General features: G+C 65.4%; 22 protein-coding genes. All 22 read right to left on the bottom strand.

Annotation, left to right across the window (positions count from 1 at the left end; all coding sequences use genetic code 11):
• Position 1: 1 nt before the first annotated feature.
• The gene (locus tag AB0E56_RS07665; RefSeq protein WP_359797920.1) at positions 2 to 598 is read right to left on the bottom strand and encodes an adenylate kinase; all 597 of its coding nucleotides are present in this window, start codon (positions 596 to 598) and stop codon (positions 2 to 4) included.
• Positions 595 to 1,917, bottom strand: coding sequence for a preprotein translocase subunit SecY (gene secY, locus AB0E56_RS07660; RefSeq protein WP_359797919.1), 1,323 nt, complete (start codon positions 1,915 to 1,917; stop codon positions 595 to 597). The genes AB0E56_RS07665 and secY overlap by 4 nt, the downstream gene beginning before the upstream one ends.
• Positions 1,918 to 2,100: 183 nt before the next feature.
• Positions 2,101 to 2,751 (bottom strand): 50S ribosomal protein L15, encoded by a 651-nt coding sequence (gene rplO, locus AB0E56_RS07655; protein ID WP_359797917.1) that lies wholly within the window; start codon positions 2,749 to 2,751, stop codon positions 2,101 to 2,103.
• Complete coding sequence (gene rpmD / locus AB0E56_RS07650) at positions 2,751 to 2,936, bottom strand: 50S ribosomal protein L30 (protein ID WP_017201575.1); 186 nt, start codon at positions 2,934 to 2,936, stop codon at positions 2,751 to 2,753. Before rpmD ends, rplO begins: the two co-directional genes overlap by 1 nt.
• The gene (gene rpsE, locus AB0E56_RS07645) at positions 2,936 to 3,613 is read right to left on the bottom strand and encodes a 30S ribosomal protein S5 (RefSeq protein WP_359797915.1); all 678 of its coding nucleotides are present in this window, start codon (positions 3,611 to 3,613) and stop codon (positions 2,936 to 2,938) included. The genes rpmD and rpsE overlap by 1 nt, the downstream gene beginning before the upstream one ends.
• Before the next feature lie 20 nt (positions 3,614 to 3,633).
• Complete coding sequence (rplR, locus tag AB0E56_RS07640; protein ID WP_017201578.1) at positions 3,634 to 3,993, bottom strand: 50S ribosomal protein L18; 360 nt, start codon at positions 3,991 to 3,993, stop codon at positions 3,634 to 3,636.
• A gap of 2 nt (positions 3,994 to 3,995) precedes the next feature.
• A complete protein-coding gene (gene rplF / locus AB0E56_RS07635) occupies positions 3,996 to 4,532 on the bottom strand; it encodes a 50S ribosomal protein L6 (protein ID WP_359797913.1) in 537 nt (178 codons plus the stop codon).
• A 6-nt stretch (positions 4,533 to 4,538) separates the two neighbouring features.
• The gene (gene rpsH, locus AB0E56_RS07630; RefSeq protein ID WP_017829198.1) at positions 4,539 to 4,937 is read right to left on the bottom strand and encodes a 30S ribosomal protein S8; all 399 of its coding nucleotides are present in this window, start codon (positions 4,935 to 4,937) and stop codon (positions 4,539 to 4,541) included.
• A 132-nt stretch (positions 4,938 to 5,069) separates the two neighbouring features.
• Entirely contained in the window at positions 5,070 to 5,660 is a 591-nt protein-coding gene (rplE, locus tag AB0E56_RS07625; RefSeq protein WP_105670832.1) for a 50S ribosomal protein L5, read from the bottom strand.
• Entirely contained in the window at positions 5,660 to 6,019 is a 360-nt protein-coding gene (rplX, locus tag AB0E56_RS07620) for a 50S ribosomal protein L24 (RefSeq protein WP_359797911.1), read from the bottom strand. Before rplX ends, rplE begins: the two co-directional genes overlap by 1 nt.
• Positions 6,020 to 6,021: 2 nt before the next feature.
• Positions 6,022 to 6,390, bottom strand: coding sequence for a 50S ribosomal protein L14 (gene rplN / locus AB0E56_RS07615; protein ID WP_017201583.1), 369 nt, complete (start codon positions 6,388 to 6,390; stop codon positions 6,022 to 6,024).
• Complete coding sequence (gene rpsQ, locus AB0E56_RS07610) at positions 6,387 to 6,704, bottom strand: 30S ribosomal protein S17 (protein ID WP_359797909.1); 318 nt, start codon at positions 6,702 to 6,704, stop codon at positions 6,387 to 6,389. Before rpsQ ends, rplN begins: the two co-directional genes overlap by 4 nt.
• Entirely contained in the window at positions 6,704 to 7,021 is a 318-nt protein-coding gene (gene rpmC / locus AB0E56_RS07605) for a 50S ribosomal protein L29 (protein ID WP_017829202.1), read from the bottom strand. The genes rpsQ and rpmC overlap by 1 nt, the downstream gene beginning before the upstream one ends.
• Positions 7,021 to 7,440: a 50S ribosomal protein L16 gene (gene rplP, locus AB0E56_RS07600; protein WP_045264642.1), complete on the bottom strand. Its 420-nt coding sequence runs from the start codon at positions 7,438 to 7,440 to the stop codon at positions 7,021 to 7,023. The genes rpmC and rplP overlap by 1 nt, the downstream gene beginning before the upstream one ends.
• Entirely contained in the window at positions 7,440 to 8,195 is a 756-nt protein-coding gene (gene rpsC, locus AB0E56_RS07595; RefSeq protein ID WP_017201587.1) for a 30S ribosomal protein S3, read from the bottom strand. The genes rplP and rpsC overlap by 1 nt, the downstream gene beginning before the upstream one ends.
• Complete coding sequence (gene rplV / locus AB0E56_RS07590; RefSeq protein WP_359797906.1) at positions 8,195 to 8,593, bottom strand: 50S ribosomal protein L22; 399 nt, start codon at positions 8,591 to 8,593, stop codon at positions 8,195 to 8,197. Before rplV ends, rpsC begins: the two co-directional genes overlap by 1 nt.
• Positions 8,593 to 8,874: a 30S ribosomal protein S19 gene (gene rpsS, locus AB0E56_RS07585; RefSeq protein WP_017829205.1), complete on the bottom strand. Its 282-nt coding sequence runs from the start codon at positions 8,872 to 8,874 to the stop codon at positions 8,593 to 8,595. Before rpsS ends, rplV begins: the two co-directional genes overlap by 1 nt.
• Before the next feature lie 12 nt (positions 8,875 to 8,886).
• The gene (gene rplB / locus AB0E56_RS07580; protein ID WP_017201590.1) at positions 8,887 to 9,726 is read right to left on the bottom strand and encodes a 50S ribosomal protein L2; all 840 of its coding nucleotides are present in this window, start codon (positions 9,724 to 9,726) and stop codon (positions 8,887 to 8,889) included.
• A 20-nt stretch (positions 9,727 to 9,746) separates the two neighbouring features.
• Entirely contained in the window at positions 9,747 to 10,070 is a 324-nt protein-coding gene (rplW, locus tag AB0E56_RS07575) for a 50S ribosomal protein L23 (RefSeq protein WP_017829206.1), read from the bottom strand.
• Positions 10,067 to 10,729 (bottom strand): 50S ribosomal protein L4, encoded by a 663-nt coding sequence (gene rplD, locus AB0E56_RS07570; RefSeq protein WP_183150773.1) that lies wholly within the window; start codon positions 10,727 to 10,729, stop codon positions 10,067 to 10,069. The genes rplW and rplD overlap by 4 nt, the downstream gene beginning before the upstream one ends.
• A gap of 2 nt (positions 10,730 to 10,731) precedes the next feature.
• Positions 10,732 to 11,391, bottom strand: coding sequence for a 50S ribosomal protein L3 (gene rplC, locus AB0E56_RS07565; protein WP_359797903.1), 660 nt, complete (start codon positions 11,389 to 11,391; stop codon positions 10,732 to 10,734).
• 8 nt (positions 11,392 to 11,399) lie between these two features.
• Positions 11,400 to 11,708, bottom strand: a complete 309-nt coding sequence (rpsJ, locus tag AB0E56_RS07560) for a 30S ribosomal protein S10 (protein ID WP_017201594.1) — start codon at positions 11,706 to 11,708, stop codon at positions 11,400 to 11,402.
• Between the last annotated feature and the right edge of the window lie 485 nt (positions 11,709 to 12,193).

Raw genomic sequence — 12,193 nt, 5'->3', positions numbered from 1 at the left:
CTCAGGCTGCGAGGCGCAGGCCGCGCGCGGCGAGAGCCTTGGCGATCCGCTCGGTGATCTCGTCGAGCGTGCCGACGCCGTCGATCCGGTCGACGATTCCCTTGGCGCCGTAGACCTCGAGGATCGGCGCGGTCTCACGCTCGTAGATGTCGAGTCGATGGCCGATCGCCTCGGGGGTGTCGTCGGACCGCCCCTGCTCCGTCGCGCGGAGCGACAGGCGGGACATGCTCTCCTCGCGCGGCACGTCGAGGAGGATGACGGCGTCGAGCGCCTCCCCCCGCTCGGCGAGGAACGACTCGAGGTGCTCGACCTGCGCCGTGTTGCGCGGGTAGCCGTCGAGCAGGAAGCCCTGTGCCGCATCGGGCTGGGAGAGCCGGTCACGCACGATCTCGCTCGTCAGCTCATCCGGAACGAGGTCGCCCTTGTCGAGGATGGCCGTGACCTGCTGGCCCAGAGGCGTCCCCTCCTTGATGTTCGCGCGGAAGATGTCGCCGGTCGACACGACCGGGATGCCGTAGGACTCGGCGATGCGCACGCCCTGCGTGCCCTTTCCGGAGCCCTGCGGGCCGACGATGAGAAGACGTGCGGTAGCTGTCATCGGAGAAGCCCTTCATAGTGACGCTGCTGCAGCTGAGCATCGATCTGCTTGACGGTCTCGAGACCGACACCCACGATGATGAGGATCGACGCGCCGCCGAACGGGAAGTTCTGGTTCGCGCCGACCGTGGCCAGCGCGATCAGCGGGATGAGGGCGATCAGACCGAGGTACAGCGAGCCGGGAAGCGTGATGCGGGTGAGCACGTAGTCGAGGTACTCGGCGGTCGGACGCCCGGCACGGATGCCGGGGATGAACCCGCCGTACTTCTTCATGTTGTCGGCGACCTCGACCGGGTTGAAGGTGATCGCCACGTAGAAGTAGGTGAAGCCGATGATCAGCAGGAAGTACGCCGCCATGTAGACCGGGCTGTTGCCGGTGGTGAAGTTCGCGGAGATCCAGGTGACCCACTCGGGCGGAGTCGATCCGTCCTGCGGGGTGTTGAACTGCGCGATGAGAGCCGGGATGTACAGCAGGGACGACGCGAAGATCACCGGGATCACGCCGGCCATGTTGACCTTGATCGGGATGTACGTGTTCGTTCCGCCGTACGTGCGGCGGCCGACCATGCGCTTGGCGTACTGCACGGGGATGCGGCGCTGCGACTGTTCGACGAAGACGACCAGGCCCATCACGACGATGCCGACGAGGAGCACGAGCAGGAAGATCTCGAAGCCCTTGGTCTGCCAGATGAGGCCCATCGCGCCGGGGAACGTCGCGGCGATCGAGGTGAAGATGAGGAGCGACATGCCGTTGCCGATGCCGCGCTCGGTGACGAGCTCGGCGAACCACATGATGAGGCCGGTGCCTGCGGTCATCGCCATGATGATGAGCAGCTGCGCCCACCAGACGTCGTTCGTGAGCAGCTGCTGGCAGGCCGCGAGGTCGGTCGAACCGAAGAGCTGTCCGCTGCGCGCCACCGTCACGAGGGTCGTCGACTGGAGGAGTGCGAGCGCGATCGTCAGGTAACGCGTGTACTGGGTGAGCTTGGCCTGACCGGCCTGGCCCTCCTTGTGCAGCGCCTCGAAGTGCGGGATGACCACGCGGAGGAGCTGCGTGATGATCGTGGCGGTGATGTACGGCATCACACCGAGGGCGAAGATCGACAGCTGCAGCAGTGCGCCACCGGAGAAGAGGTTGACGAGTCCGAGCAGACCCTCGGTGCCCGCGTTCTCCGCGAGGCACGCCTCGACGTTCGGGAAGTTCACGAACGGAGCCGGGACGTTGGAGCCGAGCCGGTAGATCGCGATGATGGCGAGGGTGAAACCGATCTTCCGACGCAGGTCTGGAGTGCGGAAGATCCGCGCGATGGCGCTAAACAAGGACGTTCCTCCTGAAAAGGTTGCCGATACCCGAAGGACGGCTGAAAGACCAGGGTAACGCAAACCGGGGTTGCCGAATCGCGTCACCGATATCCAGGCCGCGGGACGCGGCGCCGGAGTCTGGGCTCGAGGTGTGCAACCACAAGAGGGGCCGGAGATTCTCCGGCCCCTCTTGTGCTGCGGTTACTTGACGGATCCGCCCGCCGCAACGATCTTCTGCTCGGCAGAACCCGAGACCTTGTCGACCGAGACGGTGAGTTTCACGGCGATGTCGCCGCCTCCGAGAACCTTGACCTTCTCGTTCTTGCGAACGGCACCCTTGGCGACCAGGTCGCCGATGGTGACCTCGCCACCCTTCGGGTACAGTTCCGCGAGCTTCTCCAGGTTCACGACCTGGTACTCCACGCGGAACGGGTTCTTGAACCCGCGCAGCTTCGGGGTGCGCATGTGCAGCGGCATCTGCCCACCCTCGAAGCCGACGCGAACGGTGTTGCGCGCCTTGGTGCCCTTGGTACCACGACCAGCGGTCTTGCCCTTGGAGCCCTCACCACGGCCGACGCGAGTCTTGGCGGTGTTGGATCCGGGGACCGGACGCAGGTGGTGCACCTTCAGCACACCGGGACGGGACGCCGCAGCATCCTTCGCCGGCGCGGCCTTCTTGGCAGCGGGCTTCTTGGCAGGAGCCTCAGCCTTGGCGTCGGCCGCGGAGGTCTTGGCCGGAGCCTTCTTCGCGGCCGGCTTCTTCTCAGCCGGCTTCTTCTCGGCGGCAGCCTTGGGAACCGCAGCCTTCTTCGTGGCCTTCTCAGCCTCGACGGCCTCGTTCTTCTCAGCCATTAGTCGATCTCCTCAACCTTGACGAGGTGTGCGACGGTCTTGACGTAACCGCGCGTCTGCGCGTCGTCGGGGCGGACGGTGGTGTCACCGATCCGCTTCAGACCGAGGCTGCGCAGCGTGTCGCGCTGGTTCTGCTTCTCGCTCACCTTGGACTTGATCTGCGTGACCTTCAGTCGCGCGGCCATCAGGCACCTACCTTCTGTGCGGCGATGGCGTCGGCCTCGGCACGCACGAGGCGTGCAGGGGCGACCTGATCGAACTCGAGGCCACGACGAGCGGCGACCGCACGAGGCTCCTCGAGCTGCTTCAGGGCGGTGACCGTCGCGTGCACGATGTTGATCGTGTTCGACGAGCCGAGCGACTTCGACAGCACGTCGTGGATACCGGCGCACTCCAGCACGGCGCGGACCGGACCACCGGCGATGACACCGGTACCGGCAGCAGCCGGACGGAGCAGGACGACGCCCGCAGCAGACTCACCCTGCACCGGGTGCGGGATGGTGCTTCCGACGCGCGGAACGCGGAAGAAGTTGCGCTTGGCCTCTTCGACACCCTTCGAGATCGCCAGAGGGACCTCACGGGCCTTGCCGTAGCCGACGCCGACCAGACCGTTGCCGTCACCGACGACCACGAGGGCGGTGAAGCTGAAGCGACGACCACCCTTCACGACCTTCGAGACGCGGTTGATGGTGACGACGCGCTCCAGGAACTGGTTGTCTCCACGGTCGCGCGAGTTGCGGTCGCGGCCACCCTGGTTGCGGTCACCGCGGCCACCGCGGCGGCCATCACGCTGATCGCGAGTCGGCTCTGCCTGCGTGGTGCCGGCAGCCGTCTCGGAAGTGGCAGCAGCCGCTTCGGTCACTTCGTTCTCCTTGTTGTCACTCACAGTGCCAGACCCCCCTCGCGGGCGCCGTCGGCGATGGCGGCGACACGACCGGCGTAGCGGTTGCCGCCACGGTCGAACACTGCCTCGGAAACGCCAGCGGCCTTCGCACGCTCGGCGAGGAGCTCGCCGACCTTGCGGGCCTTGGCGGTCTTGTCACCCTCGAGCGAGCGCAGGTCGGTCTCGAGCGTCGAAGCCGACGCCACGGTGTGACCCTTGCTGTCGTCGACCAGCTGCACGAAGACGTGGCGGGCCGAACGGTTGACGACGAGACGCGGACGCGCCTCGGTGCCGACGACCTTCTTGCGAAGGCGGGCGTGACGACGCGCGCGGGCGTCAGACTTTGACTTGAGAGCCATGGTTACTTACCACTCTTTCCGGCCTTGCGACGCACGTTCTCGCCGGCGTAGCGCACACCCTTGCCCTTGTACGGCTCGGGCTTGCGGATCTTGCGGATGTTCGCAGCTGCCTCACCGACAGCCTGCTTGTCGATCCCGCTGACGGTGAGCTTGGTAGTGCCCTCGACCGTGAGCGTGATGCCGGCGGGCGGGTCGATCAGGACCGGGTGCGAGAAGCCGAGGGCGAACTCGACCGAGCTGCCCTTCTGCTGCACGCGGTAACCGGTACCCACGACCTCGAGACCCTTGGTGTAGCCCTGGGTCACGCCGATGATGTTGTTGTTGATGAGCGTGCGGGTCAGGCCGTGAAGCGACCGCGACTCGCGCTCGTCGTCGGGACGGGAGACCACGACCTGGTTCTCCTCGACCGCGACCTCGATGGGGCTGGCCACCGTGAGGGTGAGTTCACCCTTGGGGCCCTTCACCGCGACCTCACGGCCGTCGACCGAAACGGTGACGCCCGCAGGCACGTCGATGGGAAGTCGTCCAATACGCGACATTTCGAATTACCACACGTAGGCGAGAACTTCTCCGCCCACGCCCTTCTGCTCTGCCTGACGGTCGGTGAGAAGACCGGAGGAGGTGGACAGGATGGCCACGCCGAGACCGCCGAGGACCGTGGGGAGCTCGGTGGACTTCGCGTACACGCGGAGGCCGGGCTTCGACACGCGCTTGATGCCGGCGATCGACCGCTCGCGGTTCGGGCCGTACTTCAGCGTCAGCGTCAGGTTCTTCCCGACGCGAGCGTCAGAGGTCTCCCAGCCGGCGATGTAGCCCTCCTGCTGGAGGATCTGGGCGATGTGCGTCTTGAGCTTGCTCGACGGCAGGGTCACGGAATCGTGGTGCGCCGAGTTCGCGTTGCGCAGACGGGTCAGCAGATCTGCGACCGGGTCTGTCATTGTCATTGTTGTTGTCCTTTGTTCATGAGGTTCCGGCTGCCGTTACACGACAGACGGCCTGCGATGACACGCAATTTTCTATTGTACGTGCACATCGACGGGCTCAGCGACACGAGACCACTGAGCCCGTCGAGGGTGTTACGCCTGTGCGTCTTCCGAGCGGAACGGGAAGCCGAGGTGACGGAGCAGTGCCCGACCCTCGTCATCCGTCTTCGCGGTCGTGACGACGGTGATGTCGAAACCGCGAACCCGGTCGATCTTGTCCTGATCGATCTCGTGGAACACGCTCTGCTCCTGGAGACCGAAGGTGTAGTTGCCGTTGCCGTCGAACTGCTTGGCCGAGAGACCGCGGAAGTCGCGGATACGGGGCAGGGCGAGCGACACGAGGCGGTCGACGAACTCCCACGCGCGGTCACCACGGAGGGTGACGTGCGCGCCGATGGCCTGGCCCTCACGCAGCTTGAACTGCGCGATGGACTTGCGGGCCTTCGTGACGATCGGCTTCTGGCCGGTGATCTTGGTGAGGTCGTCGACCGCGCCATCGATCACCTTGCTGTCGCGAGCTGCCTCGCCGACACCGGTGTTCACGACCACCTTGACCAGTCCGGGGATCTGCATGACGTTCGCGTAACCGAACTCCTCCTGCAGCGCCTTCTTGATCTCGGAGTTGTACTTCTGCTTCAGGCGCGGCTGGATCTTGCCAGCCGGCGCGGCAGTGTCGGTGCTCATCAGAGGTCCTTACCGCTCTTCTTCGCGTAGCGCACGCGGACGGTGCGCTTCACGCCGTCCTTCGTCTGCTCCTCGACCCGGTGGCCGACCTTGGTCGGCTTCTTGGTCGAGGGGTCGACGAGTGCGACGTTCGAGATGTGGATGGAGGCTTCGACGGTCTCGAGGCCTCCGGTCTTGGTGCCACGCTGCGTCTGTCCGACGCGGGTGTGCTTGGTGACGTAGTTCACGCCTTCGACGATGACGCGGTTCTTCTCGGCAAGGACGTCGAGGACCTTGCCCTGCTTGCCGCGGTCGCCGCCACGCTCCTGCGTGGCACCGGTGATGACCTGGACCAGGTCACCCTTCTTGATCTTCGCCATGATTAGATGACCTCCGGCGCCAGCGAGACGATCTTCATGAACTTCTTGTCGCGAAGCTCACGACCGACCGGCCCGAAGATACGGGTGCCGCGGGGCTCCCCGTCGTTCTTCAGGATCACTGCGGCGTTCTCGTCGAACTTGATGTAGGAGCCGTCCGGACGACGGACCTCCTTCTTGGTGCGGACGATGACCGCCTTGACGACGTCGCCCTTCTTGACGTTGCCACCGGGGATCGCGTCCTTGACGGTCGCGACGATGGTGTCACCGAGGCCGGCGTAACGACGCTTCGAGCCACCGAGCACGCGAATCGTGAGCAGCTCCTTGGCGCCGGTGTTGTCGGCGACCTTGAGTCGGGATTCCTGCTGGATCACTTGGCCTTCTCCAGAATCTCCACCAGGCGCCAGCGCTTCGTGGCGCTCAGCGGGCGGGTCTCGTTGATCAGGACCAGGTCGCCGATGCCGGCGGTGTTCGCCTCATCGTGCGCCTTGACCTTCGAGGTGCGGCGGATGACCTTGCCGTAAAGCGGGTGCTTCACGCGGTCTTCGACCTCGACCACGATGGTCTTGTCCATCTTGTCGCTGACGACGTAGCCACGACGCGACTTGCGGTACCCACGGGCATCCACATCGCGCACGTCGTGAGCAGCGTGCTCAGCCTCGACGGCGGCTTCCTTCTTGGTGGCCATCACTCAGCCTCTTCCTTCACGGCGTCGTCAGCGGAATCCGCCTTCTTCGCCTTCGACTTGGTCGCCTTCTTCGCGGGAGCCTCGACCGGAGCGGGCGTCGCACGGATGCCCAGCTCGCGCTCACGGATCACCGTGTAGAGACGTGCGATGTCGCGCTTGACGGCGCGGATGCGGCCGTGGCTCTCCAGCTGGCCGGTGGCCGACTGGAAACGGAGGTTGAACAGCTCCTCCTTGGCCTTGCGCAGCTCCTCGACGAGGCGCTGGTCTTCGAATGTGTCGAGCTCTGCCGGAGCGAGCTCCTTGGTGCCGATCGCCATTACGCGTCGCCCTCCTCGCGCTTGATGATGCGTGCCTTGAGCGGCAGCTTGTGAATTGCACGGGTCAGAGCTTCGCGAGCGAGCTCCTCGTCGACACCCGCGACCTCGAAGAGGACACGGCCCGGCTTGACGTTGGCGACCCACCACTCGGGCGAACCCTTACCGGAACCCATGCGGGTCTCGGCAGGCTTCTTCGTGAGCGGACGGTCGGGGTAGATGTTGATCCACACCTTTCCACCACGCTTGATGTGACGGGTCATCGCGATACGAGCGGACTCGATCTGACGGTTCGTCACGTAAGCGGGCGTGAGGGCCTGGATGCCGAACTCGCCGAAGGAGACCTTCGTGCCGCCGGTGGCCTGACCCGAGCGTCCCGGGTGGTGCTGCTTGCGGAACTTGACCTTACGGGGGATGAGCATTATGCCGACGCTCCTTCTGCGACAGGTGCCTCGTTGCGCGGGGCACGGCGGCGGTCGCCACCACGGTCGTCACGACGAGCCTTGGGTGCGTTGGCCTGCTCGCGAGCGAGCTCCTTCGCGGTCAGGTCGCCCTTGTAGATCCACACCTTCACGCCGATACGGCCGAACGTGGTCTTCGCCTCGTAGAAGCCATAGTCGATGTTCGCGCGCAGCGTGTGCAGCGGCACACGACCCTCGCGGTAGAACTCGGAACGGCTCATCTCGGCGCCGCCGAGACGGCCGGAGACCTGGATCCGGATGCCCTTGGCGCCGGCGCGCTGAGCGCCCTGGAGACCCTTGCGCATCGCACGACGGAACGCCACGCGAGCGGAGAGCTGCTCTGCGATGCCCTGAGCGACGAGCTGAGCGTCGGCCTCGGGGTTCTTGACCTCGAGGATGTTCAGCTGGATCTGCTTGCCCGAGAGCTTCTCGAGGTCGCCGCGGATGCGCTCGGCCTCGGCTCCACGACGACCGATCACGATGCCCGGACGGGCGGTGTGGATGTCGACGCGGACGCGGTCACGGGTGCGCTCGATCTCGATGTTCGAGACACCGGCGCGGTCGAGCTGCGTCTTGAGCAGGTTGCGGATCTTGATGTCCTCGGCGACGTAGTCGGCGTAGCGCTGACCCGGCTTCGTCGAGTCAGAGAACCAACGCGAGACGTGGTCCGTCGTGATGCCGAGACGGAAGCCGTACGGGTTTACCTTCTGTCCCATTACTTGCTCGCCTTCTTGTTGCTGTCACCCGTGGCGGCCGGAGCTGCCTCAGGCGTCGAGAGCACGACCGTGATGTGGCTCGTGCGCTTCTTGATCTGGAAAGCGCGACCCTGTGCACGGGGCTGGAAACGCTTGAGCGTCGTGCCCTCGTCCACATACGCGTTCTTCACGTACAGGTCCTGCTCGTCGAGGAACTCGCCGTCGCGATCTGCCTTGACCTGCGCGTTGGCCATGGCCGACGCGACAAGCTTGTAGATCGGCTCACTGGCGCTCTGCTGAGCGAACTTGAGGATCGCCAGAGCCTCCTGGGCCTGCTTGCCCTTGATGAGCGCGACGACACGACGAGCCTTCTGAGGGGTCACGCGGATGTGTCGCACGCGTGCGATCGATTCGACCATTAGCGGCGCCGCCCCTTCTTGTCGTCCTTCTCGTGGCCGCGGAAGGTGCGGGTGGGCGCGAACTCGCCCAGCTTGTGACCGACCATGGTCTCGGACACGAACACAGGGATGTGCTTGCGTCCGTCGTGGACCGCGATCGTGTGACCCAGCATGGCCGGGATGATCATGGACCGACGGGACCAGGTCTTGATGACGTTCTTGGTGCCGGCTTCGTTCTGCACGACCACCTTGCGAAGCAGGTGATCGTCGACGAAGGGGCCCTTCTTAAGACTGCGAGGCATCTTCTCTTACTCCTACTTACGCTTCTTGCCGGCGTTACGACGACGCACGATGTACTTGTCGCTTTCCTTGTTGGCGTGACGGGTGCGACCCTCAGCCTGGCCCCACGGGGAGACGGGGTGACGACCACCAGAGGTCTTACCCTCACCACCACCGTGCGGGTGGTCGACCGGGTTCATCGCGACACCACGCACGGTCGGGCGGACGCCCTTCCAGCGCATGCGGCCGGCCTTGCCCCAGTTGATGTTCGACTGCTCGGCGTTGCCGACCTCGCCGATGGTCGCGCGGCAGCGCGCATCGACGTTGCGGATCTCGCCCGAGGGGAGACGCAGCTGGGCGTAGGGGCCGTCCTTGGCGACGAGACGGACGGATGCACCGGCCGAACGTGCCATCTTCGCGCCGCCGCCGGGGCGGAGCTCGATCGCGTGGATGACGGTACCCGTGGGGATGTTCTTCAGCGGGAGGTTGTTGCCCGGCTTGATGTCAGCCCCGGCACCCGACTCGACGATGTCGCCCTGCTTCAGCTTCGCCGGAGCGAGGATGTAGCGCTTCTCACCGTCGAAGTAGTGCAGCAGCGCGATGCGCGCGGTGCGGTTGGGGTCGTACTCGATGTGAGCGACCTTGGCGTTGACGCCGTCCTTGTCGTTACGACGGAAGTCGATGACGCGGTACTGGCGCTTGTGGCCACCACCGATGTGACGGGTCGTGATGCGGCCCTGGTTGTTGCGACCACCGGTCTTCGAGAGCGGGCGCAGCAGCGACTTCTCCGGCGTCGATCGAGTGATCTCGGCGAAGTCAGCCACCGACGAGCCGCGACGGCCCGGGGTCGTGGGCTTGTACTTGCGAATAGCCATTATTGTCCTTATCCCCCGGATCAGCCGATTGCCGTGAAGATGTCGATGGTGCCCGACTTCAGGGTGACGATGGCGCGCTTGGTGTCCTTGCGCTTGCCGGTGCCGAAGCGGGTGCGACGAGCCTTGCCGACGCGGTTGAGGGTGTTGACCCCAGCGACCTTGACGCCGAAGATCTTCTCGATGGCGAGCTTGATCTCGGTCTTCGAAGCGCGCGGATCGACGAGGAAGGTGTACTTGCCTTCGTCGATGAGCCCGTAGCTCTTCTCGGACACGACCGGCTTCAGGATGATGTCGCGCGGGTCCTTGTTCAGGGCCGTCTGGAGAACAGATGCCTGCTCGCTCATGCGGAGACCTCCTGGTTGGCGCCGGACTTGGAGGCGATGAAGCCCTCGAGCGCGGCCTGGGTGAAGACGATGTCGTCGGAGACGAGCACGTCGTAGGCGTTGAGCTGGTCGAACGACAGCAGGTGCACGTTGCCGAGGTTGCGCAGGCTCTTGAGCGCGAGCTCGTCGCCGCGCTCGATGACGACGAGGACGTTCTTCGACGTGGCCACCTGTGCGAGGAAGCCCGCAGCAGCCTTGGTCGAAGGCGTGCCCTCGGTGCCGAACGTGTCGATCGCGTGCAGGCGGTCGCCGCGGAAGCGGTCGCTGAGCGCGCCCAGCAGGGCGGCGGCGATCATCTTCTTGGGCGTGCGCTGCGAGTAGTCGCGCGGCTTGGGGCCGTGCACGATGCCACCACCGGTCATGTGCGGCGCGCGGATCGAGCCCTGACGGGCGTTACCCGTGCCCTTCTGCTTGAAGGGCTTGCGGCCGGCACCCGAGACCTCGCCACGACGCTTGGTCGAGTGAGTACCCTGGCGAGCCGCCGCGAGCTGCGCGACGACGACCTGGTGGATGAGCGGGATGTTCGTCTTGACGTCGAACAGCGCGGCGGGAAGCTCGATCGAGCCAGCCTTCTTGCCGTCTGCCTTGAGGACGTCGAGCGCGAGAGTCGAGTCAGCCATGATCAGGCACCCTTCACTGCGTTGCGGACGTAGACGATGCGGCCACGAGCACCGGGGACGGCGCCCTTGACGAGCAGCAGACCCTTCTCGATGTCGACGGCGTGCACCGTGAGGTTGAGGACGGTCACACGCTCGCCACCCATACGGCCGGCCATGCGCATTCCCTTGAAGACGCGGCTCGGGGTCGACGATGCGCCGATGGAGCCGGGCTTGCGGTGGTTGCGGTGTGCACCGTGCGAAGCCGAGACGCCCTTGAAGTTGTGACGCTTCATGACACCGGCGAAGCCCTTGCCCTTGCTCGTGCCGACGACGTCGACGAGCTGGCCGGCCTCGAAGGTGCCGTCGACCGTGAGCTCCTGGCCCAGGGTGTAGTCGCCGGCGTCCGCGGTGCGGATCTCGGTGACGTGACGGCGCGGCGTGACGCCGGCTGCTTCGAAGTGCGCGGAGAGCGGCTTGTTCACCTTGCGCGGGTCGATCTGGCCGTACGCGATCTGCACGGCGTTGTAGCCGTCCTTCTCGGGCGTGCGGACCTGGGTCACCACGTTGGGTGCCAGCTCGATCACGGTGACGGGAACGAGCTTGCCGCTCTCGTTCCACACCTGGGTCATACCGAGCTTCGTGCCCAGCATGCCCTTGGAAATCTTGGAGTTGATGTCAGCCATGTCGAACCTCAGAGCTTGATCTCGATGTTGACATCGGCCGGGAGGTCGAGACGCATCAGCGAGTCGACGGCCTTGGGCGTCGGGTCGACGATGTCGATCAGACGCTTGTGGGTGCGCATCTCGAAGTGCTCGCGGCTGTCCTTGTACTTGTGCGGCGACCGGATGACGCACACGACGTTCTTCTCGGTCGGAAGGGGCACGGGTCCGACGACGGTCGCGCCCGCACGGGTCACGGTGTCGACGATCTTGCGTGCGGACGTGTCGATGACCTCGTGGTCATACGACTTCAGGCGAATGCGGATCTTCTGTCCCGCCATTGTCTGCTCTCTCTCTTTAGGCGTCTTACCGTCCGGGACCGGGTGGCCCTGGGGCATTGGACGCACGTCGGCGCTGTTCGCGCCTCGGCACGAGAACGGCTCTCGCGAGTCGATCTGCTGCACCACTGTTCTTCTGTCAGCCGGACGCGGTGAGGCGAACGGATGCCGACCTCCACCGCGCACGGCGGAACCCTCATGATGAGGGGTGTCGGGGTGTGTTCTGCTACCCGCGGCCTAGAACCCTGCACGCTCCCGGAGGAGGCGCCGTCTATGCACTGCCCTGGCAGTGATCCGGCGCACGCACAGCGGCGCCGAAATATCGAACCTGTCTATTCTGCCATGGCCGATTTCACTTCTGCAAACCCGGGCGTGTCGCGCCGTCGCGAGCGACGCTCCCGACACCTGATTCCGGCGTCAGATCCCAGGAGATAGCGGGGCGAGGCATCCCCATGCCTCGCCCCGCTTGGGGAGGGCGTTCAGTGCGA

It is taken from the genome of Microbacterium sp. NPDC028030, assembly GCF_040637855.1.
Classification (GTDB): Bacteria; Actinomycetota; Actinomycetes; order Actinomycetales; family Microbacteriaceae; genus Microbacterium.
The sequence above is the reverse complement of the archived record's forward strand: the minus strand, read 5'-3'. Positions and strand labels throughout refer to the sequence as shown.